The following is a 25,659-nucleotide window of genomic DNA, read 5'->3' as shown; positions in this document are numbered from 1 at the left end:
AGCCCACGTCAGAAACCGAGCGCGGTGACCGTGAGCACGTACTTGCCCTGCAGCAGCTCACCGCGCATCTCCGGCGTGATGGCGTTCGACGTGTCGGTGTAGGTGCCCGGCGACGCGGTCTGCACGGCATAGACGAAGCTGCTCACGCTCGGGTCCACGACCAGGCTGATGGTGGGCGTGAGCGTGGGCGAGAAGCGGTTCACGGCGCGCACGTAGGTGAAGACGGAGTGCACCACGGTGTCGGCCGCGGCGGAGTCGGTGGCGCAGCCCGTGGCCGGAGCGGCGGGCAGGTGCGCGGTGGCGTCGTTGAACGCCGTGGCCACAGGGTTGGCCGTGGCGTTGGGGTTCGTGCCCATGCCGGCGACGATGGCCTCGACGCGGGAGTCGAGCGTGGCCGCGACGTCGCCCACGGCCGCGCACCGCAGCGGCGACGGCGGGATCGGCGCGATCGACGCCGAGGCCGGCACGGCGGCCGCCGCGAGCAGGGCCGGCGCGGCGATCAGCACGGACACGAAGCGGCGGAGCGACACGACGGATTTCCCTTCCCCGGCAACCAGGACGAGTCACCCTAGCCAGCGCCGCGCCGACCACGACATTCCCCGGTCGGGCGTCACACCACCGTGTGGCGCCCGACCGGTTCCGCAGTATCCACTTCGGACGGAATCAGCCCGCCAGCTCGATCGCGAGCGCCGGGCAGATCTGCGCCGCCTCGCGAACCTGGTCGTGCAGCTCCTCGGGCGGGTTCTCGTCGAGCAGCACCACGATGCCGTCGTCCTCGCGCTGGTCGAACACCTCCGGCGCCGCGAGCACGCACTGGCCCGCGCCGACGCACCGGTCCTGGTCGATGACCACCTTCATCTTCGAGCTCCTTTCGCGCGAGATCACCAGGTCACGGGCAGCGAGTGCACGCCGTAGACCAGCATGTCGTTCTTGAAGTCCAGCTCCGCCAACGGCGCGGCCAGCTTGAGCGTGGGAATCCGCCGGTAGAGCGTGCTGTAGACCACCTGCAGCTCGACCCGCGCGAGCGGCTGGCCGAGGCACTGGTGCACGCCGTAGCCGAACGCCACGTGGTGGCGGGCCTTGCGCGTGACGTCGAGCTTGTCCGGGTCCGGGAACGCTTCGGCGTCGCGGTTGGCGGTGTCGGAAGCGGCGATCAGGCCGTCGCCCTTGCGGATCTGCTGCCCGGCCACCTCCAGGTCCTCCAGCGCGACACGGCGGCGTCCGGTGTGGACGATCGTGAGGTAGCGCAGCAGCTCCTCCACGGCGTTGGCGATCAGCTTGTCGTCGCCTTCGCGCACGAGGTCGAGCTGGTCCGGGTTCTCCAGCAGCGCCACGGTGCCGAGCGCGATCATGTTGGCCGTGGTCTCGTGGCCCGCCACGAGCAGCAGCTGGCCCATCGCGGCGACCTCGTCGGCCGTCATCGCGCCGGTGGCGACCTGGCCGGTCGCGAGGCGGCTCAGCACGTCGTCGCCCGGGTCCTTCAGCTTCTGCTCGACCAGATCACGCAGGTAGGCGAGCAGTTCCTCGATCGCGTCGAGCGACTGCCGCGGCGTGACCTCCTGCGAGATCAGCACCTTGCTGAGGCGGTGGAACAGCGCGCGGTCGGCGTAGGGCACGCCGAGCAGCTCGCAGATCACCAGCGACGGCAGGGGAAGCGCGAACGCCTGCACCAGGTCCGTGGGCTTCGGGCCGGCCAGCATGTCGTCGATCAGGCCGTCGACGATCCGCTGGATCTCCGGCCGCATCCGTTCGATCTTCTTGACCATGAAGTCGGCGGTGAGCAGGCGGCGCTGGGCGGCGTGGTCGGGGTCGTCCATGGAGATGAACGCCTTGGCGCGCTCGCGGCGCGCCGCGACACCCGGCGACTGCGGCGGGTAGCCCGGCAGGTCACTGTCGGCGCTGACGCGTGAATCGCGAAGCACCGCGCGCACGTCTTCGTACCGCGTGAACAGCCACGGCTCGCTGCCGTCCCAGATCCGCACGCGGGACACCGGCTCGTCGTGCAGCCGCCGATCGAGCTCCGGCGGCGGGTCGAACGGGCAGCGCCCGCGCGACATGGGGAACTCGGCCTCAGGCGTGTTCGAGCCGGACACAGCCTTCGACGAGAGGGCCTCCGTCATCGACAATCCCTCCTACGGAGAGTTACCAAACGATTGTTCGGATACTTACCGAACACATGTTAGGCAATCTCGTGGAGAGTTGGCCACCTTCGTGCACAAGATCACCGGGACGGCCGAGACCAGCCGGGGGAAACGGGAGAAAACGCCCGTGGCTCAGGCGAAAACGAGCGCAACGAGCTCGTCGACGAACGGCACCACCGAGTCGGCCGCGCCGCGCGCGGGCGAGGTGTGGAACAGCGCGACCCGGCCGTGGGCGCCCACGAACGCGATCACGCCGGCCCGTTCGGCGGGCACTCTGAGCGAGAAGCCCGCGGCGTCGCAGCGCGCGAACCCGGTGGTGAGCAGTTCGATGAGATCGGGCAGCGGACCCTGCGGGTACGCGTCGGGCGTGGCGCGGCTGGTGCCGTTGGCCATCATCAGCCGGTAGTGGCCCGGGTTGTCCATGGCGAAGCGGCAGTACGCGTGGATCAGCGCGCGCACGCGGCCCACCACGTCGGCGGGGTCCTCGCTCGCCTCGGCTGCTTCCATCTCGGCGCGCAGCCGCGCGAACTCGTAGTCGAGCAGGCCCGCGACGAGCGCCGAGCGGTCGGTGAAGTGCTGGTAGATGCTCGCGGGCGCGATGCCGACCGCGCGGGCGACACCGCGGATGGTGAGCCCGTCCTCGCCGCCGAGCTCGGACAGCAGCCGGCTGGCCGCGTCGAGGATCTCCCCGCGCAGCCGGTCGCCCTCGCCCCACCTGTTGCGGGTACGCCCGGCGCTGACCTCGACTTCTTCCGGCACGTGCCCATTCTTACCGCTTGACCTGCCTGAGCGTCGGCTGGGCCGCCTCGTTTCGTCGTCGACCCGTCATCTGTGGTTCACCCCGGCAGGCCGGACATCTCGATATTTTTTTCCTGGTGGACGAGCAGGAGTGGCTGGACGATTTCCAGCGTCGGGTCGACGAGATGCGCGCGAAAAGCGTGGCGTTGCAAGAGAAACTGACCGTCGCGGAGGGCAAGGCGCGGTCGGCGGACGGATTGGTCGCGGTCACCGTGACTCCGAGCGGCGCGTTGAAACACCTGCACATCGACGACCGGGCGCTGCGCTCGGGCGCTGGGGCCCAGCTCACCGCCGCCATCATGGAGACCTACGGCAAGGCCCAGCGGCAGGTGTCGCGCGACGTCGCCGACGCGATCGAGCCGCTGGCCGGCGGCACCGAGATGATGAACGTGGTCCGGTCCTTCCTGCCCGAGCCGGAGCCCGAGGACGACGAGCCGCAGGACGCGCCGCGCCAGCCCGGTGAGCCGGAGGCCGAGGACCGCACTCCGCTCCCGCCCGCGTCGCCGCGGATGCCGCCGCCTCCGCCGATGCAGCACCAGGGTCCGCCGATGCAGCCGCCCGTGCCGCCTCGAATGCCGCCGCCGCCACGTCCGCAGGGTCCGCCTGCGCCGCCGGTTCCGCCTGTTCCGCCCGCTCCGCAGTCAGGGCCGCCCGCGCAGCCGCGTCCGGAGGAGCAGCAGCGGCCCCCGTCGGGCCCGCACCGCCGTCGGATGGACGGCGACGACGACGAGATGCAGCCGTGGTGACGAGGGAGAAGGACTGATGGACGGCTACACGGTCGAACCCGACGTGCTGACCACGTACGCGAGCGGTCTGGACGACCGCGGCGGCAAAGTCACGGCCTCGGCCAACCGCATCCAGCAGGTCAACGGCGGTGACATCAACGCGTTCGGTGTCGTCGTGGGCCAGGTGCTGGGGATTCCGACGCGCATCGCGCTCGGGGTCTTGCACGACCAGGTGAACAGCGCCGCGAAGGCGATCACGGACCAGGCGAACAACACGCGTACGGCCGCGGACCAGTACCGCACCACGGAAACCAACCACGCGCAGGCCATCACGACAGCGGGGACCCCGACGTGACCACGACGTTCGACCCGAACGCCAAGCCCGACTTCGGCGCCGGCGTGGTGATCACCGACTCGAACAAGTTCTCCGGCGCGGGTGTGCTCGACTCGTACTCGTTCCTCATCAAGAGCTGCGAGGACATCAAGACCGCCGACGCCTCCGACAAGGCCGCGCTGGGCGTCTCGATCGGCCTCGGCGTGGTGGCTTCGGCCGTGGACACGGTGAAGTTCGCGCTCAACCCGCTGGGCAGCCTGATCTCCGCCGGCCTCGGCTGGCTGATCGAGCACGTGAGCTTCCTGCGCGAGCCGCTCGACATGCTGATGGGCGACCCGGACCAGATCCAGCTGCTGAGCCAGGAAGTGCACACGATCGCCGAGACCATCCGGCAGATCGGCGAGGACCAGAAGTCCTCTTTGGACGGCGACATCAAGGAGTGGCAGGGCAACGCCGGCGACACCTTCCGCCAGCGCATGCAGGAGCTCGCCGCCGACCTGGACAGCAAGGCCCACGGCACCGACATCGTGGCCTACCTGATCCAGACCAACATGGCCATCATCGCCGCCGTGCGGGGCCTCTTCCGCGACCTCATCACCACCGTCCTCGGCGACATGATCTCCACCATGCTCATCGCCCTCGCCGCCGCGATCCCGACGTTCGGCGCCTCGATCGTCGCGGGCGTCGGCTGGTGCGTCACGCAGGCCACCCTCACGGCCACGTCGCTGGGCGCGAAGCTCGCCGCGGTCGTCGCCCAGGCCACCCGCTCGGCCGGCCGCATCGGCGACATCGTGAAGGCCCTGAAGACCCGGCCGGGCGCGAGCGGGGCTGCGGGCGCGGGGGCGCACACGGCGGATGACATCCCGATGACGAATGTTCCGCCTCGTGGTGGTGCCGGTGCCGGTGGGACCGGTGGTGGCACTGGTGGTGGGACTGGCGGTGGGACTGGTGGCGGGACTGGCGGCGGGACCGGCGGAGGCGCCGGGTCGGCCGGCGCGCACAGCGGTGATGACGCGACTCCGCCGCCTGTGCCGCCGAAGGATTCGGGCTCAGGTAGTGGTTCTGGTTCCGGCTCGGGTAGTGGCTCCGGCTCCGGTTCGGGTAGTGGCTCCGGCTCGGGTAGCGGTTCGGGCTCTGGGTCTGGTTCTGGCTCAGGTTCGGGCAGCGGTTCTGGGTCGGGCAGCGGCTCGGGTTCTGGGTCTGGTTCGGGTAGTGGTTCTGGCTCAGGTTCGGGCAGCGGTTCTGGGTCAGGCAGCGGCTCGGGTTCTGGTTCCGGTTCGGGCAGCGGCACCCACGCCGGCGACGACGCGGCCACCCCACCACCCAGCACCCACTCCGGCGACGACGCCGCGACCCCACCCCCAGTCCCCCGAAGGACGACGTCCCCCCACCCACGAACGCCGGCTCAGGCTCGGGCTCGGGCAGCGGCTCGGGCGGCGGCAGTGGTTCAGGCAGCGGCTCGGGTTCCGGCTCGGCCACCCACTCCAGCGACGACGCCGCCACCCCACCACCCGCCACCCACTCCGGCGACGACGCGGCAACCCCGCCGCCCGCCAGCCACGCGGGCGACGACACACCGCCCCCGGTGCCACCCAAGGACGACGTCCCCCCGCCCGCACACTCGAGCGACGACGCCGCCACTCCGCCCCCGGCCACCCATGCGGGCGACGACGCGGCCACTCCGCCTCCGGCCAGCCACGCCGGCGACGACGCCCCGCCGCCCGTCCCGCCGAAGGACGACGTCCCGCCCCCGGCGCACTCCGGCGACGACGCCGCGACACCCCCGCCGGCCAGCCACGCGGACGACGATGCGCCACCTCCGGTGCCCCCGAAGGACGACGTCCCACCGCCCGCACACTCGGGCGACGACGCGGCGACCCCGCCACCCGCCAGCCACGCAGGCGACGACGCGGCCACTCCGCCGCCCAGCAGCCACGCGGGCGACGACACACCGCCCCCGGTCCCGCCGAAGGACGACGTCCCACCGCCCGCACACTCCGGCGACGACGCGGCAACCCCACCCCCCGCCACCCACGCGGGCGACGACACCGCCACCCCGCCACCCGCCAGCCACGCGGGCGACGACACACCGCCTCCGGTCCCGCCGAAGGACGACGTCCCACCCCCAACCCACTCCGGCGACGACGCCGCCACACCGCCGCCCGCCAGCCACGCAGGCGACGACACGGCAACCCCGCCCCCGGCCACCCACGCCGGGGACGACGCCGCGACCCCGCCGCCGAGCAGTCACTCGGGCGACGACACACCGCCTCCGGTGCCCCCGAAGGACGACGTCCCACCCTCGGCCAGCCATGCCGGCGACGACGCCGCCACTCCCCCGCCGGGCAGCCACTCAGGTGACGACGCTCCGCCGCCCGTGCCGCCCAAGGACGACGCGCCCCCGCCGGGGACGCACGCCGACGACGACGCCGCTTCGGACGCGGCTTCCCACGGCAGCCACCACGGCGACGACGCCGCCTCCGACAGCAGCCACGGCGCGTCCCACGGCAGCCACGGCGACGACGCCGCCCCGCCGGGCAGCCACCACGGTGACGACGGCACACCCCCGGGCAGCCACCATGGCGACGACGGCACCCCGCCAGGTAGTCACCATGGCGACGATGGCACGCCCCCAGGCAGCCACCACGGAGACGACGGCACGCCGCCGGGTAGTCACCACGGAGACGACGCGCCGGCTCCCCCGGCGAACCAGCCGCCGAAGACGCCGTGGACGAAGGCGCACGAGGACTGGCTGAAGCAGCACCAGCCGGACGCCTACGCGAAGTACAAGTACCTCGAGAACCAGCTGAAGGCGAACCACCCGCAGGCCTTCTCGATCCTCAAGCAGTGGGTCGCCGACTCCGACAGCGCCAAGGAAATGTGGGCGTGGCCGGTCAAGGGCGGCCAGGAGATCATGAAACAGATGCTCGACATCCAGAAGACCGCCGAAACCGGTTGGGCCAACGCCAACCCCGGCACCGGCGACCAACCCCCCGCAGACGGCGGCCACTGAACCGCCACGAAAACCACCGCGCCCCCGGCCGCTTACAAAGCGACCGGGGGCGCGGTGTTTTCCCATCACACCACGAAAACTCGCTACGACAGGCAGTCGAATCGCTGCCCACGCAGGGAGATTCACTCATCGGCCATGGACCGGACCCGCACCACCGAGCCGCCACCGCACAGGGAAACCCGAGCGGTCGCAGCGATCCACCCGCAACGTTGCCGACAAAGCGACTCACGTACGGCAGATGAAAGGCAACCGCGAGTTTCGGCGAGGAGCCCCCGGCCTCGCCCGACATCGGGCAGCGGGCAGCGGGCAGCGGGCGACGAGCGGCGAGCGGCGAGCGGCGAGCGGCGAGCGGCGAGCGGCGAGCGGCGAGCGGCGAGCGGCGAGGCACTCAACCGAACAACCCCGGATCACCGCCGGACTGCCGGCCACCGACCGCGAGCCACGGGCCACGGGCCACGGGCCACGGGCCACGGGCCACGGGCCCAGACCTCACCCGACTTCCCACTGCCAGCCGAGCCCCGAGAGCCGAGACCCGAGCGCAAAAAGCCCCGGCCCACAACCAAAACCCGACCACAGCCCCCTCAAGAAACCACCAACCTCAAGAAACCAACTGCGGATACTGCCCCGCCACATCCCCCGACAACGTCGCCCGCACACCCCTGCTGAAGTCGTCCGCGACGACCTCGAAGGAGCCCTTCTCGAGGCCGTCCAGGGCGATCGCGGCGATGGCCGCGGGGTCGGACTTCGGGTCGGTGACGTGGGCGGCCATGTCGGTGTCCATGTAGCCCACGTGCAGGGCCGTGACCTGCGTGCCCTGGTCGGCGAGGGTGAGGCGCAGGCCGTTGGTCAGCTGCAGGGCGGCGGCCTTGCCCGCGGAGTAGGCGTTGACCGGCGTCGCGGTGACCCACGAGAGCACCGAGAGCACGTTCAGGATCGCGCCGCCGCCGTTGCGGGCGAGGACGGGGGCGAAGGCGCGCGCGACGGCGAGGGTGCCGAAGTAGTGGGTCTCCATTTCGAGGCGGATGTCCTCGATCGAACCCTCGAGGAACGACGCCCCGGTGCCGACGCCGGCGTTGTTGACCAGCAGCGTCACGTCGCCGGCGGTGGCCGCGGCGGCGGCGACCGACGCGGGGTCGGTGATGTCCAGGGCGATCGGCACCACGCCCGGCAGGTCGACCGACTCCGGACGGCGCGCGGCCGCGTACACCTTCGCCGCGCCGCGCTCCAGCAGCGCGGCCGCCACCTGCTTGCCGAACCCGCGGTTCGCGCCCGTGACCAGCGCGACGGCTCCCTTGATCTCCATGACCTCTCCTGACTTTCTATTGGCAAGCTAGCAAGACCCGACCCTACGGGCTAAACTTGCTTAAAGCAAGCCAGAGGAGGAACCATGGGTCGACGCTCCAGCTGGACCGGCACGTCCTGCCCCATCGCGCGCGGCGCCGACGTGCTCGGCGAGCCGTGGACGCTGGTGATCCTGCGCGACGCCCACCTGGGCACCACCCGCTTCGACGACTTCCGCAGCCACCTCGGCATCGCCGACAACGTGCTCGCCTCGCGCCTCGCGCGGATGGTCGAGACCGGCCTGATGACCCGCGTCCCCTACCGCGACGGCGGGCGCACGCGCGAGGAGTACCGCCTGACCCAGGCCGGCGCCGACACGCTGCCGGTGATCCACGCGCTCGGCGCCTGGGGCGACACCTACACGAACTCCCCCACCCCGAGTGACCCGCTGCGGCTCGTCCACACCCCGTGCGGCGAGCCCACCCGGCCCGGCGAGAAGTGCGACCACTGCGGCGCGACGCTCACCCGGGCCGAGTTGCACCGGCTCGAGCACGGCACGGACGACGAGGTCCCGCTGGCCGAACCCGTCGCCTGAGTCAACCCGAGGAAGGTGTTGGTAAATCACCGGTTTCCGGACAGTACGAAAGTCGGGTCACAAACAGGGCGAGATTGCCTAGATTCAGTGCAGCGCGCGCAAATCAGGCAAAACTCCCCTTACCCCACCGAGGAGCTTTCCGATGTCGAGGAAGTTCTTGCTGTCCGGCGCGATCGCGCTGGCTGTCGCCGCCGCCCCGCTCGTCGCGGGTACGGCCACCGCCGCCACGGCCTCCACCGACCAGGCCGCCGCGGTCACCACGGTGTACTACAGCACCTCCGGCGCCCCCACCTTCCGCGCGGCGATCAACGCCGGCGCGGCCAACTGGAACCGCTCGGTCACCAACGTCAAGCTGGTCGAACGCACCTCGGGCGCCTCGCTGCGCTACGTGGAGGGCAACGACCCGCGCGGCTCCTACGCCCAGAGCAACGGCCACGGCACGGGCACCGTCTTCATCGACTACACCCAGGCCCGCCAGTACGACAACACCCGCATCGCCGCCCACGAAACCGGCCACGTGCTCGGCCTGCCCGACCATTACTCGGGTCCGTGCTCCGAGCTGATGTCCGGTGGCGGCCCCGGCCCGTCGTGCACCAACGCCGTGCCCAACTCGCAGGAACGCTCCCGCGTGAACTCCCTGTGGGCCAACGGTCTGCGCGCCGCGAACGCCGACGCGCCGCAGCAGCGCATCTACGAGACGCTGCCCGTCCTCACGCACTGACCCCCGGCCCCCAGCGCCCCAAGGTGGCATTCGGTGCGTCCGACGCACCGAATGCCACATTGGGTGCGTTGGGCGCAACCAACGCCACATTGGGGAGGTCGTCACATGCGGGACAGGAGCCGGTCGCGTGCGACTTCCAGATGCGCGGCCATCGCCTTGCGCGACGCCACCGCGCTGCCCGACACGAGCGCCTCCACGATCTCCCGGTGCTCCGAGATCGTCTGCTCACCGAACGGCTGGTTGTAGTTGAGCCGGAAGAAGTGCAGGTGGCAGTGGGTACGCGCGAACGCCTGCTCCACCGCCGCGTTGCCCGCGATGCGCAGCACCAGCTCGTGCAGCCGCGCGTCGTGCGCGGTCAGGGCCTTGTAGTCCCGGTACGCGTCGTGCGCCGGCGCCGCCGGGCACGTGGCCAGTTCCGCCCGCAGCGCCGCCGAGAACTCCTCCGACATCGCCTTCGCGGCCAGCGCGGCGCTCGGTGGTTCCAGCAGCAGCCGCAGGGCGTACACATCGTCGACCTCGCGCCGGCTCAGCAGCTCGGTCACGCGGTAGCCCCGCAGCGGCAGCCGGCTCACCAGTTCTTCGGATTCCAGGCGCGCCAACGCTTCGCGCACCGGCGTGCCCGAGACACCCAGCTCGCGCGCGATCTCGTCGATGTTCACGCGCGCGCCGGGCTCGATGCCGTCGTTCATGATGAGCGCGCGCAGCTGCTCATACACGCCGTCGGCGAGCACCTGCCGGGCCGGCAGCGCCTGGAACCCGCCCTTCACGAACGATCCACAGTGGACAAGTCGAGCAGCAGCGCCTGCGCCGGGTCCAGCACCGGCATCGGCAGGCCCGCCGAAGCGAGCACTACCCCCGGCAGCTCCAGCGGCCCGGCCAACGCGCGCGTGAACCACTCCGGCGCCGCCACTTCCCGCAGCGACGGCAACCCCACCTCGGTCCGCACCCGCACTCGATATGTCCGCGAGGCATCCAGCCCCGGCAACCGCACCCGCCCCGGCTGACCCGCCGCGCCCGTCGCGAGCCGCGCCCAGCAGAACACCGCGCGCCGCTCCGAAACCACGCCGTGCAGGTACGCATCGGCGTCCGGCAGATCGGCGCGGACCACCCGGCCGCTGTGCAGCAGCGGCCGCAGCTCCTGGTACAGCTCGGCCCACGCGCTGAACGCGGCCAGCTCCGCCGGCGAGCTGCGCGTGAGGTCCGCTTCGATCCCCGCGTGCCCGAACAGCGCCGTGACCAGCCGGAACGACAGGTCCGTGACCCGCGCGGTGGTGTGGCTGCGCTCGGCGCCGACGTGCGAGCCGATCACCTCCGGCGGGATCAGCTGCGCGGTCCAGCGCTGGATCGCCTGCCGTTCCAGCGGATCGAGGCAGTCCGACGCCCACACCCGGTCGGTCCGGCCCAGGATCCCGAGGTCGACGCGGCCGCCACCGCTCGCGCAGCTTTCGATCTCCAGCAGCGGATGCCGCTCGCGCAGCTCGTCGAGCAGCCGGTACAGCGCCAGCGTCTGCGCCCGCACCCCGGCGTGGCCGGTGACCCGGTCGTACGCCTCGTGCAGCTCGCGGTTGTGGTCCCACTTCAGGTAGTCGATGCCGTACTCGCCCACCAGCGCGTCGAGCGAAGACAGCAGATACGCATACGCCTCGGGGTTGGCGAGGTTCAGCGCGTACTGGTTGCGGGAAGGCGCGCCCAGCTCGTCGGGGCCGAGAATCCACGACGGGTGCTCGCGCGCCAAGTCGGAGTCGAGGTTCACCATCTCCGGCTCGAACCACAGCCCGAACTCCAGGCCCAGCGCGTGCACGCGCTCCACCAGCGGTGTCAGCCCCTTCGGCCACACCGAGCGGTCGACGGTCCAGTCGCCGAGGCCCGCCGTGTCGTCGCGGCGGCCGCGGAACCAGCCGTCGTCGAGCACGAGCCGTTCCACGCCGACCTTGGCGCCCAGCTCCGTGAGCTCCAGCAGCCGGTCGAGGTCGTGCTCGAAGTACACGGCCTCCCACGTGTTCAACGTCAGCGGCCGCGGTTTGCCGGTGTGCGTGGCCCGCGCGCGGTGGTAGGCGTGGAAGCGCGCGGCGAGGCCGTCGAGCCCCGCGTCCGACCAGGCGAAACACACCACGGGCGCCGCGTACGACTCCCCCGCGGCCAGCCGCACCTCGCCGGGCCGCAGCAGTTCACCACCGCCGAGCACACTCGCGTGCACGCCGGCGCCTTCGGGCAGCTGCTCGGCGAACCACTTCTGGTCGCCGCTCCAGGCCACGTGTGTGCCCCAGACCTCCCCGCCGGCGAAGGAAAACCCGGGCTCGCCCACCGTGAGCAGATACGGCGAATCCGCACCCGGCTTGCCGCGGCGCACCTCGCGCACGTGCCCGCCGAACGCCAGCGGGGTCCGTTGTGGACTCCGCTCGCGGCACCACTTGCCCGTGAAGTCGAGCACCTCCGCCGCTCGCCGGGGCAGTGGCAGCACGGCCACCACCCCGGCGAGGTCGTACAGCCCTTCGCCCCCCTGTCGCGTCACGGTCGTCGCGACTTCCAGCACCCCCGACGGGGTGAGCCGGTAGGTCAGCTCCACGTCCAGCCCCGACGCGGCGTCGGCGAGCCGCAGCGTCAACGTGCCGTCGCCGTGGGAGAAGTCCCGCAGCACCGGCCGCGGCACCGCGGCGCGGCCGTCGACGTGGCCCGCCACCGCGGGGGTGCCCGACCACGTCTCGGCTTCGGTGGGCCACACCGAAAACGCCCGCGGCACGTCGGGTGCGTTGTTGAGCACCGCCGCCCCGGAAGTCAGCCGCAGTGCCTCGGCGTCCACTTCGGACAGGTCACCGAGGTCCGCGCCCCAGTGCAGCACCCGGGGCACCGGCCGGCCGAGTTCCACGACGAAACTCGTGCCGGCGGCGCGCAGGCCGACCACCGTAGGGCTGGACATGTCCTTCACTCCTGACTCCCGGGGCGTGCTCCCTGACCGCGGCCGAGCGTCAGCTCTTGCCGAGCAGCGCGACGCTCTGCTTCTCCATTTCGGGGAACACGTCGTCGTTGCGGTTGTGCGCGTAGAACGACTCGAGCAGCGGCTCTTCCGCGGCCTGCAGGGCTGCGCCGTTGGCGTAGACCTCGGCCGGGTAGAGCGTGCCGTTCTTGAGCATCGCGGTGAACACCGACAGGTCCACGCCCTGCGGCTTCATGGCCGCGGTGGTCGCGTCCATCGAGGCCGGGATCGACGGGAAGAAGGTGCCGGTCTTCGAAGCCGCCGTCTGGCACTCCTGCGAACCCATGTACGAGACCCACTTCCAGGTCAGGTCGGGGTTCTTGGTGCCGGCCCAGATCGTGTTGCCGTTGGAGTTCGAGGAGAGCGCGCGGGTCTTGCCGTCCGGACCGGTCGGCGGCGCGGCGATGCCGATCTTCACGCCGGGCAGCTTCGCGAAGCTCGGCGCCGACCACGAACCCGAGAGCTCCATCGCGACCTTGCCCGAACCGATGAGGTCGGCGTCGCTCACGGTCGACTGGCCGCCACCGGTGGTGAACGAGCCGATCTTCGGCGCCAGACCGCGGTCGGTGAGCGTGCGGATGTAGTTCACGGTCTTGGTGAACCGAGGGTCGTTGTAATTGAACTTCGTCGGCCATTCCGGCTTGTCGCCGAGACGCCAGCCGAGCGTGGAGGAAAACGCGCTGAAGGTGACCTGCCCGACGAAGTCCTTCGCCGCGAGCTGGCCCATGCCGTAGGTCGCGACGTTGTTCTTGTCGAAGCCCGGCTGGTCGCCGCGCACGCCCTTCTTGTCCACGGTGAGGTGCGCCACCATCTTGTCGAACGTGCCGCCGTCGTCGGGGTTCCAGCTGAGGTTCTGCACGTCGGCGGCGGTGTAGCCGGCCTTCGTGAGCGAATCGGTGTTGTAGTACAGCCCCGCCGAAGCCCAGTCGAGCGGCAGGCCGTACTGCTTGCCGTCGGTGAACTTCCAGGAGTTCACGCCCACGGAGAACTTCTTCAGGTCGAAGTTGTCCTTCTTGATGTAGTCGTCGAGTGGCAGCAGCTGGTGCTGGCTCGCGTAGGCCTGCAGGTACTGCACGCTGTCCTGGAACGCGTCGGGCGCGGTGCCCGCGACGAACCCGGCCGTGAGCTTCGTGAAGTAGTCGGCCACGGTGTACTGCGAGATCTTCACCGTGGTGCCGGGGTTGGCCTTCTGGAAGTTGTCGGCGCACACCTGGTAGGCGGCGGCCTGGTGGTCGTCCCAGGTCCACCAGTTCACGGTGTTGCCGCCGGCGTCGGCCGAACCGCCACCACAACCGGCCAGCACGGAGCCGACCACGGCCGCCAGTCCGGCGGCGGCCCAAGTGCGGATCTTCATGGGTTTTCCTCGCTTCCGCGCCACTCGGACGCTGCTCCACTCCACTGTGGAATCAAAAATGCGAAATAAGAGTGGGAAATCAAAATAGGGACTCGAAATGCGGAGAGACTTCAGCTGCCCGGCTTGAGCAGCGGTTCGAACGCGGCCAGCACGTTCTCCAGGTCCTGACCACCCCCGGCCTCATGGCCGTTGTACTCCCACACGTCGAGGTTCTTCGGCCCCCGATAAGCGTTGTAGGCACCGAACACCGTCGACGGCGGCACGACGTCGTCCATCAGCCCGACGGAGAAGTGCGCCGGCGCCACGGCCCGGCCGGCGAACCCGACACCGTCGAAATAGGACAGCACCTCGAAGGTCCGGTCGACCTCGTGCCGTTGTGCGGCGAGGTAACCGGCGAGCTCGGTGTACGGCGGCTTGCCCGCGATCAGCGAGGCCCGCCGGAGGTCACACAGGAACGGTGCCTGCGCGTACAACGCGGCGACGTCGGGCACGAGCGCCGCCGCGGCCAGTGCGATCCCGCCGCCCTGGCTGTTGCCCGCCACCGCCACCCGCGAGGGATCGACCACGTCGAGCGTCCGCGCCGCCGCGACGGCCCGCGCCGCGTCGGTGAACACCCGGCGGTAGAAGTAGGTTTCCCGGCTTTCGATCCCGCGCGTCAGGAAACCCGGGAAAGACGGTCCGCTGCCGGCCGGATCGCCGGTCGTGCCGCCCGCGTGCGCACCGCCCTGGCCGCGCACGTCCACCTGCAGCTGCGCGTAACCCGCCGAAGGCCACAGCAGCTCCTCGACCGCGCTGCCACGACCGCTGCCATAGCCGTGGAACTGCACGACGGCCGGCAACGGTCCGGTCCGCTCCCGCGGCATGCGCAGCCAGGCCTGGATCGGGTGGCCGCCGAACCCGGCGTAGGTCACCTCGAACACGTCCAGCGTGCGCAGCGCCGTCTCGACCGGCGTCACCGCCACGGCGAGCTCGTGGTTCGCCGCCTCCGCGAGGGTTTCCCGCCAGAAGTCGTCGAAGTCGTCCGGGGCCCGGTACGCACTGGTGTAGGTGCGCAGCTGGGGCAACGGCAGATCGGTCAACATCAGCGCTCACCATCCAGTTCGGCCACTTCACCGACGCCGAGCCGCAGCGTGGTGCTGCCCCCGGGCCAGCGGACCACCACGTCGTCGTCCGCGTTGCCCGACAGCCGCGTCACGCTCGCGGCCACGACCCGGCCCGCCTGCCACGACACGTCCACCGCCAGGCCGCCACGCGCCCGCAGGCCCCGCGCTGCGCCGTCCGGCCAAGCCGAAGGCAGCGCGGGCAGCAAGTCGATGGCTCCCGCGTGGCTCTGCACCACGAGCTCCGCGAGCCCCGCCGGGAAGCCGTAGTTGCCGTCGATCTGGAACGGCGGGTGCGTGCTGAACAGGTTGGGCAGCAGGCCACCCCACTCGGAGCCGTCCACCGGCGCGTCGCGGTGGCGGTCGCCGGTGAACGGCTGGGTCGCCTCCGAGAGCAGCGACCGCGCGGTGTCGCCGTCGCCGAGCCGGGCGCGCAGTGCGATCTTCCACGCCCAGGACCAGCCCATCGCTCCCGGTCCGCGCCGGTCCAGCAGCGCGGTCGCCGCGCGGCCCCACGCCGTGCCGGCGGTGATCTCACCGAGCGGGTACACGGCGATCAGCTGCGACAGGTGCCGGTGCTTCGGGTCGTGCTCCGGCAGGTCCTCGGCCCACTCCGCGAGCCAGCCGCCGTCCGTTACGCGCAGCGGCCGCAAACGCGGCAACGCGGCGGTGATCTCGGCCGTCACCGGGTGCTCGGTGCCGAGTGCCTCGGCCGCCGCGAGCGTGCGGGTGAAGACCGCGCGGATCAGCGCCGTGTCCATCGCGACGGACCACGTCAGCGACTCGGGCTCACCGGCCTCGGACAGGAACAGGTTCTCCGGAGACGTCGACGGGATCGTGTCGAGGAAGCCGTCGGGGCCTTCGGTGAGCCAGTCGAGGAGGAACTCGGCGCAGCCCTTCAGCAACGGCCACGCCGTGTCGCGCAGGAACGCGGTGTCGCGCGTGAAGTCGTAGTGGTCCCAGGCGTGCTGGACCAGCCACGCGCCGCCCAGCTGCCAGATCGCCCACGACGGGTTGCCGTGACCCCGGCCCACCGGCAGCGCCCAGCCCCACGGATCGGTGTTGTGGTGCGTGACCCAGCCGCGGGCGCCGTACAGCTCGCGCGCGACGTCGGCGCCGGTCACGGCGAGTTTGCCCAGCAGGTCGAACAGCGGCGTGTGGCATTCACCGAGCCCGGTGGTCTCGGCCGCCCAGTAGTTCATCTCGGTGTTGATGTTCACCGTGTAGTTCGACGACCAAGCCGGCCGCAGCTCTTCGTTCCAGATGCCCTGCAGGTTCGCCGGCGGCGCACCCGGGCGCGACGACGTGGCCAGCAGGTAGCGGCCGTAGGCGAACATCACCGTGGCGGTGAGCTGTTCGTCCTTTCCGGACAAGATGTCGGCGGCCACGTCGTAGGTGCCGGCGCGCTGGTGGCCGATCCGCAGGCTCGCCGCGGCGAGCAGCGGCCGGAGGTCGGCCTCGTGGTCCCGCAGCAGCTCACCGGCACCGGCGGCCAGCGCGGCCGCGGCGGTACCGGCGGCCACGGCCTGGTGGCGTTCGCGCGAACGCGGCGGCGTGCCCGTCCAGACGTCGGCGGCGTTGGTGGAGTCGGCCACGGTGACCAGCAGCCGCGTGGCGCCGGTCACCGTGAGGCGTCCGTCCGTTGTGGACACGGCACCGTCGGTGTCGAGCCGCACCGCCAGAGCACCGAACGGGTCGTAGCCGGGCCGCGCGCGGTCGGCGTAGCGCAGCGGCTCGGCGACGTCGGGCTCGTGCTTGGGCGCACCGTCCACCGGCAGCTCGATGCCGAGCGTGATCCCGGTGTCCGTCACGAGCCGCGTGACCTCACGCAACGGCGTGCTCAGCTCGACGCCGAGGTCGATCGGCGCCGACGCCGTGAGCGACACCACGAGAGCCGCGGCCGGACGGCTCACCCACACCGCACGGTCCACTGTGGCCGGACCGAGGGACAGCCGTTCGGTGACCACCCCGTCGGCCAGGTTGAGCACGCGGCCCTGGCTCTCGCCTTCGGGCAGCGTGAGCCAGAGGTCACCCCACGGCAGGAACTCCTGGCTGTACGGGCCTTCGAAGGACATCAGCAACGCCTCGGCCCGGCGGTAGTCGCCGGCTCGCACCGCCTCGCGCACCTCGGCCAGCCGCTGCGGCCCGGCACCGGCCGCGACCACGTCGGCCAGCGCGTCGACCGGTCCGGCCGGGGTGCCCGACCACACCGTGGCGTCGTTCAGCTGCACCCGGGTGCGCCCGGCGCCGCCGAACACCATCGCGCCGAGCCGGCCGTTGCCGACCGGGCTCGCCTCGGTCCACTCGACCGCGGGCGCGGCCCAGGAGAGGCACAGATCTTCGTTCGTCACAGCAGCTCTCTCACTTGAGCCCGGTGAACCCGATCGAGTTCACGATCCGCTTGCCGAACACCAGGAACACGAGCAGCATCGGCAGCGCGGCGATGATCGTCGAGGCCATCAGCCCCGCCCAGTCGAGCGACTCCTGCGGCGACGACTGCTTGAACACCGCCAGCGCGAGCGTGAGCGGGCTCGTGGAGGTATCGGACGAAACGAGCAGCGGCCAGAAGTAGTCGTTCCAGGTGTTGATGAACGTGAGCAGCGCCAGCGTCGCGATCGGCGCCGCGCACATCGGCAGCACGATCCGGAAACACACGCGCAGCGGCCCGGCACCGTCGATGATCGCGGCCTCCTCGATCTCCGTGGAGAGCCCGAGCATGAACTGGCGCAGGAAGAAGATGTTGAACGCCGAGAAGAACGCGTTGGGCAGCACCAGACCGGCGAACGTGTTGAGCAGGCCCAGGTCCTTCACCAGCACGAAGTTCGGCAGCAGCGTGAGCACCTGCGGCACCATCAGCGCCGTGAGCAGGATCGAGAACACGGCGTTGCGGCCACGCCAGCGCAGCCGGGCGAACGCGTAGGCCGCGATGGCGGAGAAGAACACCGTGCACACCGTGAGCACGGCCGCGTAGATGATCGAGTTGCGCAACGCCAGCGTCAGCCCCAGCGACGCACCGGACCCGCCCTGCGCCGCGGCTTCCGCCGGTGACGCGAGCCCGAGCGCGCGTTTGAAGGCACCCCAGGTGAAGTCGACCGGGAAGAACGACGACGGGTCGGTGGAGAGCGCGTAGTTGTTGGACAGCGCGGTGCGCAGCATCCAATAGAACGGGAAGATCGTGACCAGCAGGATCACCACGAGGTAGGCCCAGGCGACGATCCGGCCCACGGACACGGGTTTGCGTGTGCGGGCGGGTGCCGGTCGAGTCAGCGTAACCATGTCCCTGCCCCTAGTTCGTGTCGGATTCGCCCGCGCGCGCCATGCGCAGCTGCGTGAACGTGATGGCGATGAGCAGCACGAACAAGGCCAGCGACATCGTGGCCGCGTACCCGAAGTCGAACTGGCGGAACGCCTTGGCGTAGATGTACATCTGCAGCACGTTGGACGCGTTGGCCGGCCCGCCCTGCGTGGTCACGGCCACGATGTCGAAGATCTGGAACGAGCTGATCACCGTGAGGATCACCACCATCACGAGAATGGGGCGCAGCAACGGGATCGTGAGGCGGCGGAACATCTGCGGCTCGCTCGCGCCGTCGATGCGGCCGGCCTCGTAGATCGTGGCCGGGATCGTCTGCAGGCCGGCGAAGATCAGCACCGCGTTGTAGCCCATGGACTTCCACACGTTGATCGCCGCGAGCGTCGGGATCGCCCAGCCGCCGGAGCCGAGGAACAGCACGGGGTGGCCGAAGATCTTGGTGATCAGCACGTTGATGATGCCGAGGCTCGGGTCGAGCATCAGCGACCAGGTGAGCGCCGTGACCACCCCGGACACCAGGAACGGCAGGATCATCAGGCCGCGCACGCCGGTCGAGGCCGCGAGCCGGTGCAGGATCACGGCGGTGAGCAGCGAGATGGCCATGCCCAGCACCACCGACAGCACCACGAAGTAGATCGTGACGAGCAGCGACTGCCAGAACACGCCGTCGGAGATGAGCTCGGTGAAGTTGCTCAGCCCGATCCACTTCGGTGCGGACAGCACGTGGAACTCGGTGAAGCTGAGGTAGACGCCGCGCAGGGTCGGGTAGGCGAAGAACACCCCGAACCCGACGATGGCGGGCAGCACGAGCAGCCACGCGATCTTCGCGTCGTGCCGGTGCGCGGCGCCACCGCCGTTGCCGGCCCGGGGTTTTCGGGGTTTGCCCGGTCGGGACGCCGCGGCGGCGCCTCGCACGGGAAGGCTGTTGTTGTGCGTGGTCACCACCACGGCGTCTCCTCACTCGAGGCCGGGGGCGGCGGCGTCCGCGGACACCGCCGTCCCGCGGGAAGGGCTAGACGGTCAGCTGGTCCACGTCGAACACGCTGTCGCTCGGGTTGCCGAAGATGACCTGGTTGTTGCCGGCCATCAGGTAGATCGGCACCGTGATCGTCCGCGCGGTGTTCCAGTCGTTGTCGTTCGTGCCCGGCGCTGGCAGCCGGAAGGAGCTGCCGTTGACCGTGACCACGGCCGAGCGGCTGGTGTCCCCGTCGACGTAACCGAGCTTCACCAGGTACGTGCCTTCGGCGGCGACCTTGATGTTGTTCATGGTCAGCAGACCGCTGCCGCCGAGGTAGCCCACCTTCTTGCCGCCGGAGCAGCTGCAGTCGTACACGGTCGCGCCGCCGCCGGGGCTGCCGTTCTCCGCTTCGTAGACGACCGGGCCGGAAGCCGCGGGCGTCACGTACGACACCTCGGTGCCGGCGGCGGAGCTGCGGCCGAAGCGGTCGTGGGCGACCACGGTGAACGTGTACGACGTCGAAGGCTTGAGGCCGTTGACGGTGGTGCTCGTGCCGCTGGTGGAGGCCACCTTGTGGCCGCCGGCGAACACGTCGTAGCCGGTCACCGGCGCGAGCTTGCCCGCCGACGCGTCCCAGGCCAGCGACACGCTGCTCGGGGTGGAGGCGGTGCCGTGGACCACGGCCGGGGCCGAGACCTGCACCGGGTTAACCGGGGTCAGGCGCAGCAGCTTCGAGCCGTGCGCGGGCAGGTTGGCGCTGAAGGAACCGTTGCTCAGCCCCAGTTCCTGGTGGTTCCAGAGGTCGCGGGCCTTCGCCGCGCCGGTGAGGCCGAAGTCGCCGAAGTTCGCGGTGACCTGCGAGGGCGCGGAACCGAGGTTGAACAGCGCCACGGTGTAGCTGCCGTCGGCGTTGCGGGCGTACCAGACCTGCTGGTCGCTCTTCTGGCTCACGGGCTTGGCCGGCACCCCTGCCTGGTCCACGGCGATGACCTCGTCGTTGGTGAGCAGCTTGGTGCCGTACGCGTCGAGCTGCGTGAGGTCGTCACCGAGGTAGAGCGGCGCCGACTCGATGGCCCACAGCGTCATGTAGCTCTGGCGCTCGGCCTCGGTGATGCCGTCCATCTTGCCGCTGCCGACGTCGAGCGAGTCGAGGTTGTTCCAGTGGCCAGGGCCGGCGTCGGGGATGTACTGCACGACGTCGTTCCAGCGGCCCTTCACCGAGTTGTTCCAGGTGACGAGGGTGTCGCAGTAGCACTCGACGTCGGTGTCGATGCGCCAGCCGTTGGAGTTGGCCTTCCACGTGTCGATCTCGTTGTGCGAGAGCGACCACGAGAGCACGAACTGCATGGGCCGGCCGGTCTTCTTGAGCGCGGCGGACCAGGCCTTCACATCGGGGGTGTTGTCGTGGGCCGCGTCGCCCTTGAACGAACCCGGGCCGACGCCGTCGAGCTTGAGGAAGTCGACGCCCCAGCCGGCGAGCACGTCGGCCTCGGACTGGATGTAGGCCTGAGCGCAGGGGCTGGCGAAGTCGATCTGGTACGACTGGTTGTCCCAGCCGGACGTCTGGCGCAGGTCGGGGTAGACGAGATCGCGCGTGTGGCAGTCGGTGGTGCCGTAGATCGGCGAGTTTCCGTCGTTGTAGGCCTTGAGGTCCAGGCCCACCGCGAGGTAGGAGCCGAGCTTGAGGCCCTTCTTGTGCACGTAGTCCGCGACGTACTTCATGCCGTCGGGGAACTTCTTCGCGTCGACGACCGGGCGGCCGTACTGGTCGAAGGAGCCGACCCAGCCGGCGTCGATGTTCACATACTCGTAGCCGTGCTGCTTGAACTTGGCGGCCAGGATGTCGGCCTGCTGCAGCACGTGGGCCTCGTTGAGCCAGCTGCCGCCGCCGGTCGGGTTCACGCCGGGGTAGTTCGTGGACTCGAGGCTCCAGCTGCTCCAGCCCAGGTAAGGCTTCTGCGCGAGCTGGGTGCCGCCGTTCTGGGCGGTGTCCTGGGTGGCGGTGTTCTGGGCCAGGGTGGGCGCCGGGGCGGCGGTGGCGGGGATCTGGATCGCCGAAACCGTCAGCACCGAGGCGGCGATCCCGGCGAGCACGGCGAACTTCCGTCTCCCGGTTCTGCCCGATGTGGGCCTGACAACCATGACCACTCCTTCGAGGTCGGACCTTGGCACCGGACGGCCCGCGCGCCGCCCGGCGTTCCTGCTGACTTCAGCCGCTTTTCGGGGTCGGCTTCAGTCGCTACACGCGCCCAGACATCGGAGGTCCTGGCGCGAAAAGGCACTTGTTGACGGTGTTCTCGCCGAAGCGGCCACGAGCTGACGGAGGTGTCCGGTCGCTGTCCCGCCTGTCCGGACCAGGACCTTTCGCCCTGCTGCCACCACAGACACCTCTTTCGAACCGCAGATCCTATAGGATATGTGAAACGAGATTCTTACCTCGCGCTTCGGCGGTGTCAACGAGGTCGCGGACAAAGATCTGACGAATAAGGCTCGGAGTCCAGTGGCCGTGAACACGGGCAGAATTAATTTGACAACTGACCGTGAGAGCCCCAGGTGAGAGCACCCGGGGTCGGTGGCCGCGTAGTCACGATCGTTATCTGTCGGTGGTGCCGGATAGCGTCGGGCGCGTGCTGAAAACCCTTGCCGTGGAGAACTACCGCTCGCTGCGTGATCTGGTGCTGCCGTTGTCCGAGCTCACGGTGGTCACCGGCGCGAACGGCAGCGGGAAATCGAGCCTGTACCGCGCGCTGCGCCTGCTGGCCGACGCCGCGCGCAACGGTGCGGTGGCCGCGCTGGCGCGCGAAGGCGGGCTGCCGTCCACGCTGTGGGCCGGCCCGGAAGCCATCGGGCGCGCCGTGCGGTCCGGCCGCTCGCCGGTGCAGGGCACGCGGCGCACGCAGGCGGTGGGCCTGCGGCTGGGCTTCTCCGGCGACGAGTTCGGCTACGCGCTGGACCTGGGCCTGCCGGTGCCCGCGGAGACGATGTTCTCGCTCGACCCGGAGGTCAAGCGCGAGTGCGTGTGGACCGGTCCGGCGCTGACCCCGCGGACGCTGCTCGCCGACCGCGCGGGCCCGACCCTGCGGGTGCGCGACGCGACCGGAGCGTGGCCGGACGAGCCGCAGCCCATCGGCCTCACCGACAGCATGCTGAGCTCCTTCCCCGCTCCCGAGCTCCTCCTGCTGCGCGAACGCATTCGCGCGTGGCGCTTCTACGACCACTTCCGCACCGACGCCACCGCCCCGGCCCGCGAGTCCCGCATCGGCACGCGCACCCCCGTGCTCGACCACGACGGCGCCGACCTCCCCGCGGCCCTGCGCACGATCCAGGAATCCGGCGACGCCGCGGCCCTGGAAACCGCCGTGCAGGACGCCTTCCCGCGCGCCACGGTCGACATCACCTCCTCCGACGGCCGCTTCGAACTGCGCTTCGGCCAACACGGCCTCCTGCGGCCCCTCACCGCCGCCGAACTCTCGGACGGCACGCTGCGGTACCTGCTGTGGGTCGCCGCTCTGCTGAGTCCGCGACCACCGGAGCTGCTGGTGCTGAACGAACCCGAGACGAGCCTGCACCCGGAACTCCTGCCGGCGTTGGCGGCGCTGATCACCCACGCCTCGCGGCGGACGCAGCTGGTGGTGGTGTCGCATTCGCAGCCGCTCGTGCGCGCCCTCGAATCGACCGGGGCCGCGTTGCTGGAACTGGAGAAGGACTTCGGCGCGACTGTCCTTTCGGGACAGGGAAAGCTGGATCGGCCGTCGTGGCATTGGCCGAAACGCTGAAATTCGGTTGCCCACCGCGCAGCGCGGCGGCACCCTGGCCGCCATGACCACGACCGCAGCCCCGCTTCACCCGCCGTTCGCCCCTGCCCGGGTGCGGCGTGAGCAGCAGTGCGCGTGTCGGGAGCGGGGCCGGGCCGGGTCGTGACCGCGCCGGTGGTCGCCGGCGCGCTGGCCGGGTACGGGATCGCCGTACCGGTCGGGGCGATCGGTGCGGTGCTCGTCGGACTCGCGGCGCGCACGTCGCCGCGGGTGGCCGCGGCGGCGGCGCTCGGGGTGGCCAGCGCGGACGGGGTGTACGCCGCCCTCGCGGTCACCGGCGGGGCCGCGCTCACGCCGGTGCTGGCACCGGTGGCCGGGCCGTTGCGATGGGCGTCGGTGGTGGTGCTCGTGGCGCTGGCCGCGCACACCGCGGTGTCGGCGTGGCGGAGGTACCGCGCGGGCGACACACCGCGGGCGGAAGCGCCGCCGCCCTCGGCAGCCAGGGCGTACGCAAGTTTTCTCGGCCTCACCTTGCTGAACCCGGCGACGGTCGTGTACTTCACGGCGCTGGTGGTCGGCGGCACGGCCACGGGCTCGGGTGCGCTGTTCGCGCTGGCCGCCTTCGCCGCGTCGGCGAGCTGGCAACTGCTGCTCGCCGGTGGCGGCGTGCTGCTGGGCCGCGTGCTGGCCGGGCGGCGGGGCCGGTTGACGACGGCGCTGGTGTCGAGCGCGGTGATCGTGGCGCTGGCCGTGCGGCTGGTCTTGCCGGAGTGAGCGATTTACATCCCCGCGCGCACCCGGTAGAGATGATGATCAAGTGGCCGGTCGCGAGCAGGAGGTTCCCGGAAATGGTGCGTCCTGCCGTGGTTCTCGCGGTGCTGCTCTGCGCGCTCTCCGGCGTGAGTGCGGTGACGGCACCGCGGTGGCACCGGTTGACGCCGCCGTTGAGTACACCGTGGACGGACAGCGTCTCGCCCTCGAACGCGTTGCCCGAGTACCCCCGGCCCCAACTCACGCGGCCGGACTGGCAGAACCTCAACGGCGTCTGGGAGTTCGGCACCACGCAGGCGCCGTTCGGGCAGCACCTGCCCGAACGGATCCTCGTCCCCTACCCCGTCGAGTCGGCGCTGTCCGGGATCATGCGCCACGAGACCCGGATGTGGTACCGCCGCACGTTCGCCGTACCGGAAACCTGGCGCCCGCACCGGATCCTGCTGCACTTCCAGGCCGTCGACTACGAAACCACGGTGTTCGTCAACGGCCACCAGGTCGCCCACCACACCGGCGGCTACGACTCCTTCACCGCCGACGTCACCGACGCGCTGACCACCGGGCCGCAGGAGCTCGTGGTCGGCGTCACCGACGCGACCGGCGCCGGCCAGCCGCTCGGCAAACAACGCGCGCCGGGCGCCGGGGTGTTCTACACGCCGTCGTCCGGCATCTGGCAGACGGTGTGGCTCGAACCCGTGGCGCCGGTGCATGTCACGCGCGTGGACACCACCCCGGACGTCACCCGCGGCGCGGTCACCCTGACCGTGTTGGGCGCCGACGGCCGGCCCTTCCACGCCGAAGCCATCGACCACGGCCGCGTCGTCGGCCAGGTCGACGGCCTCGCCGGCCGGCCCGCCACGCTCACCGTCGCCCGGCCGCACCTGTGGTCGCCGGACGACCCGTTCCTCTACGACCTGCGCGTGACACTGTCCACAGGAGACAGTGTCGGCTCCTACTTCGGCCTGCGCTCGGTCGCGGTCGACCACGGCCGGCTCCTGCTCAACGGGAAACCCTTCGTGCAGCTCGGCCCGCTCGACCAGGGGTTCTGGCCCGACGGCCTCTACACCGCCCCCACCGACGCCGCCCTCGCCTTCGACCTTCAGCAGGAAAAAGCACTCGGCTTCACCCTCGTCCGCAAACACCTCAAGGTCGAACCCGACCGCTGGTACTACCACGCCGATCGCCTCGGGCTCCTCGTGTGGCAGGACATGCCCGCGATGCCGGAAACCGCGACCCCGACCCCGCCGGCGCGCGCGAACTTCGAGTCCGAACTGCACCGCGTGATCGACCAGCACCGCTCGTTCCCCTCCATCGTCACGTGGGTGCCGTTCAACGAGGGCTGGGGCGAGTTCGACGTCGCCCGCGTCGCCGACGAGGTCGCCGCGTGGGACCCCAGCCGGCTCGTCGACGCCGAATCCGGCGTGAACTGCTGCCGCTCCCACCCGGACACCGGCCACGGCGACCTGCTCGACGACCACACCTACCCCGGCCCCGGCACCCCGCCGGCCGACGCGACCCGCGCCCGGGTCGACGGTGAGTACGGCGGCCTCGGCCTGAAGGTCCGCGGCCACGAGTTCGACCCGGCCGGTAGCTTCGCCTATGAGATGCAACCCGACAGCGCGGCCCTGACCAGGCGTTACGTCGACCTCCAGCACCAGCTCGCCGGCGAGGTGCGCGCCGGCCTGTCGGCCGCGGTGTACACGCAGCTCACCGACGTCGAGAAGGAAGTGAACGGGTTCCTCACCTACGACCGCCGCGTGCGCAAGCTCGACTTCGCCGTGGCCCGGCAGGCGAACCTCGCCGTGCGATCGGCCACGTGAGCGACC

General features: G+C 70.9%; 23 protein-coding genes. 8 read left to right on the top strand and 15 right to left on the bottom strand.

Features of this window, described 5'->3' with window-relative positions:
* Nucleotides 1-8 precede the first annotated feature (8 nt).
* The 4 genes from VSH64_RS44315 to VSH64_RS44300 all read right to left on the bottom strand — a co-directional run bounded on the left by VSH64_RS44315 (nucleotide 9) and on the right by VSH64_RS44300 (nucleotide 2,900).
* Nucleotides 9-530: a hypothetical protein gene (locus VSH64_RS44315; RefSeq protein ID WP_326568701.1), complete on the bottom strand. Its 522-nt coding sequence runs from the start codon at nucleotides 528-530 to the stop codon at nucleotides 9-11.
* Between the two features lie 133 nt (nucleotides 531-663).
* Nucleotides 664-858, bottom strand: a complete 195-nt coding sequence (locus VSH64_RS44310; protein WP_285970096.1) for a ferredoxin — start codon at nucleotides 856-858, stop codon at nucleotides 664-666.
* 23 nt (nucleotides 859-881) lie between these two features.
* Nucleotides 882-2,120 (bottom strand): cytochrome P450, encoded by a 1,239-nt coding sequence (locus VSH64_RS44305; protein ID WP_326568700.1) that lies wholly within the window; start codon nucleotides 2,118-2,120, stop codon nucleotides 882-884.
* Nucleotides 2,121-2,273: 153 nt separating this feature from the next.
* Nucleotides 2,274-2,900 carry a TetR/AcrR family transcriptional regulator gene (locus VSH64_RS44300; RefSeq protein WP_326568699.1) on the bottom strand — a complete coding sequence of 209 codons (627 nt, stop codon included), beginning with the start codon at nucleotides 2,898-2,900 and terminating at the stop codon, nucleotides 2,274-2,276.
* Between the two features lie 116 nt (nucleotides 2,901-3,016).
* On the opposite strand from VSH64_RS44300, the gene VSH64_RS44295 reads away from it, so the two are divergent.
* On the top strand, nucleotides 3,017-3,685 hold the full coding sequence (locus tag VSH64_RS44295) for a YbaB/EbfC family nucleoid-associated protein (RefSeq protein ID WP_326568698.1): 669 nt from the start codon (nucleotides 3,017-3,019) through the stop codon (nucleotides 3,683-3,685).
* Between the two features lie 16 nt (nucleotides 3,686-3,701).
* The gene (locus VSH64_RS44290; RefSeq protein ID WP_326568697.1) at nucleotides 3,702-4,019 is read left to right on the top strand and encodes a type VII secretion target; all 318 of its coding nucleotides are present in this window, start codon (nucleotides 3,702-3,704) and stop codon (nucleotides 4,017-4,019) included.
* Here VSH64_RS44290 and VSH64_RS44285 read toward each other — a convergent pair.
* Nucleotides 3,994-4,476, bottom strand: a complete 483-nt coding sequence (locus VSH64_RS44285) for a hypothetical protein (RefSeq protein ID WP_326568696.1) — start codon at nucleotides 4,474-4,476, stop codon at nucleotides 3,994-3,996. The genes VSH64_RS44290 and VSH64_RS44285 overlap by 26 nt on opposite strands.
* A gap of 54 nt (nucleotides 4,477-4,530) precedes the next feature.
* Nucleotides 4,531-4,779, bottom strand: a complete 249-nt coding sequence (locus VSH64_RS44280) for a hypothetical protein (protein WP_326568695.1) — start codon at nucleotides 4,777-4,779, stop codon at nucleotides 4,531-4,533.
* An 804-nt stretch (nucleotides 4,780-5,583) separates the two neighbouring features.
* Here VSH64_RS44280 and VSH64_RS44275 point away from each other — a divergent pair.
* A complete protein-coding gene (locus tag VSH64_RS44275) occupies nucleotides 5,584-7,011 on the top strand; it encodes a hypothetical protein (RefSeq protein WP_326568694.1) in 1,428 nt (475 codons plus the stop codon).
* Between the two features lie 598 nt (nucleotides 7,012-7,609).
* Here VSH64_RS44275 and VSH64_RS44270 read toward each other — a convergent pair.
* On the bottom strand, nucleotides 7,610-8,314 hold the full coding sequence (locus VSH64_RS44270; protein WP_326568693.1) for an SDR family oxidoreductase: 705 nt from the start codon (nucleotides 8,312-8,314) through the stop codon (nucleotides 7,610-7,612).
* 84 nt (nucleotides 8,315-8,398) lie between these two features.
* On the opposite strand from VSH64_RS44270, the gene VSH64_RS44265 reads away from it, so the two are divergent.
* Together VSH64_RS44265 and VSH64_RS44260 are read left to right on the top strand one after the other, a co-directional pair.
* Entirely contained in the window at nucleotides 8,399-8,887 is a 489-nt protein-coding gene (locus VSH64_RS44265; RefSeq protein WP_326568692.1) for a winged helix-turn-helix transcriptional regulator, read from the top strand.
* Nucleotides 8,888-9,029: 142 nt separating this feature from the next.
* On the top strand, nucleotides 9,030-9,608 hold the full coding sequence (locus VSH64_RS44260; RefSeq protein WP_326568691.1) for a snapalysin family zinc-dependent metalloprotease: 579 nt from the start codon (nucleotides 9,030-9,032) through the stop codon (nucleotides 9,606-9,608).
* A 101-nt stretch (nucleotides 9,609-9,709) separates the two neighbouring features.
* Here the strand turns inward: VSH64_RS44260 and VSH64_RS44255 are convergent, their stop codons facing one another.
* The 8 genes from VSH64_RS44255 to VSH64_RS44220 form a co-directional block, all read right to left on the bottom strand.
* The gene (locus tag VSH64_RS44255; RefSeq protein WP_326568690.1) at nucleotides 9,710-10,375 is read right to left on the bottom strand and encodes a GntR family transcriptional regulator; all 666 of its coding nucleotides are present in this window, start codon (nucleotides 10,373-10,375) and stop codon (nucleotides 9,710-9,712) included.
* Nucleotides 10,372-12,525 carry an alpha-galactosidase gene (locus tag VSH64_RS44250; protein WP_326568689.1) on the bottom strand — a complete coding sequence of 718 codons (2,154 nt, stop codon included), beginning with the start codon at nucleotides 12,523-12,525 and terminating at the stop codon, nucleotides 10,372-10,374. The genes VSH64_RS44255 and VSH64_RS44250 overlap by 4 nt, the downstream gene beginning before the upstream one ends.
* Before the next feature lie 49 nt (nucleotides 12,526-12,574).
* The gene (locus tag VSH64_RS44245) at nucleotides 12,575-13,936 is read right to left on the bottom strand and encodes an ABC transporter substrate-binding protein (protein WP_326568688.1); all 1,362 of its coding nucleotides are present in this window, start codon (nucleotides 13,934-13,936) and stop codon (nucleotides 12,575-12,577) included.
* Nucleotides 13,937-14,046: 110 nt separating this feature from the next.
* Nucleotides 14,047-15,018: an acetylxylan esterase gene (locus VSH64_RS44240; protein WP_326568687.1), complete on the bottom strand. Its 972-nt coding sequence runs from the start codon at nucleotides 15,016-15,018 to the stop codon at nucleotides 14,047-14,049.
* Entirely contained in the window at nucleotides 15,018-17,387 is a 2,370-nt protein-coding gene (locus VSH64_RS44235) for a glycoside hydrolase family 95 protein (protein ID WP_326568686.1), read from the bottom strand. The genes VSH64_RS44240 and VSH64_RS44235 overlap by 1 nt, the downstream gene beginning before the upstream one ends.
* A gap of 10 nt (nucleotides 17,388-17,397) precedes the next feature.
* Nucleotides 17,398-18,267, bottom strand: a complete 870-nt coding sequence (locus VSH64_RS44230) for a carbohydrate ABC transporter permease (RefSeq protein WP_326568685.1) — start codon at nucleotides 18,265-18,267, stop codon at nucleotides 17,398-17,400.
* A 55-nt stretch (nucleotides 18,268-18,322) separates the two neighbouring features.
* Complete coding sequence (locus tag VSH64_RS44225; RefSeq protein ID WP_326568684.1) at nucleotides 18,323-19,297, bottom strand: carbohydrate ABC transporter permease; 975 nt, start codon at nucleotides 19,295-19,297, stop codon at nucleotides 18,323-18,325.
* Nucleotides 19,298-19,361: 64 nt separating this feature from the next.
* Nucleotides 19,362-21,449 carry a fibronectin type III domain-containing protein gene (locus VSH64_RS44220; RefSeq protein ID WP_326568683.1) on the bottom strand — a complete coding sequence of 696 codons (2,088 nt, stop codon included), beginning with the start codon at nucleotides 21,447-21,449 and terminating at the stop codon, nucleotides 19,362-19,364.
* 485 nt (nucleotides 21,450-21,934) lie between these two features.
* Between VSH64_RS44220 and VSH64_RS44215 the strand changes: the two genes are divergently transcribed.
* The 3 genes from VSH64_RS44215 to VSH64_RS44205 all read left to right on the top strand — a co-directional run bounded on the left by VSH64_RS44215 (nucleotide 21,935) and on the right by VSH64_RS44205 (nucleotide 25,653).
* A complete protein-coding gene (locus VSH64_RS44215; protein WP_326568682.1) occupies nucleotides 21,935-23,083 on the top strand; it encodes an AAA family ATPase in 1,149 nt (382 codons plus the stop codon).
* Between the two features lie 141 nt (nucleotides 23,084-23,224).
* A complete protein-coding gene (locus VSH64_RS44210) occupies nucleotides 23,225-23,836 on the top strand; it encodes a LysE family transporter (RefSeq protein WP_326838210.1) in 612 nt (203 codons plus the stop codon).
* Nucleotides 23,837-23,910: 74 nt separating this feature from the next.
* Nucleotides 23,911-25,653 carry a glycoside hydrolase family 2 protein gene (locus tag VSH64_RS44205; protein ID WP_326568681.1) on the top strand — a complete coding sequence of 581 codons (1,743 nt, stop codon included), beginning with the start codon at nucleotides 23,911-23,913 and terminating at the stop codon, nucleotides 25,651-25,653.
* The last annotated feature ends 6 nt before the right edge of the window (nucleotides 25,654-25,659 follow it).

Source organism: Amycolatopsis rhabdoformis (genome assembly GCF_035918295.1).
GTDB classification, from domain to species: domain Bacteria; phylum Actinomycetota; class Actinomycetes; order Mycobacteriales; family Pseudonocardiaceae; genus Amycolatopsis; species Amycolatopsis rhabdoformis.
This window is presented reverse-complemented; position numbering and strand designations above follow the sequence as displayed.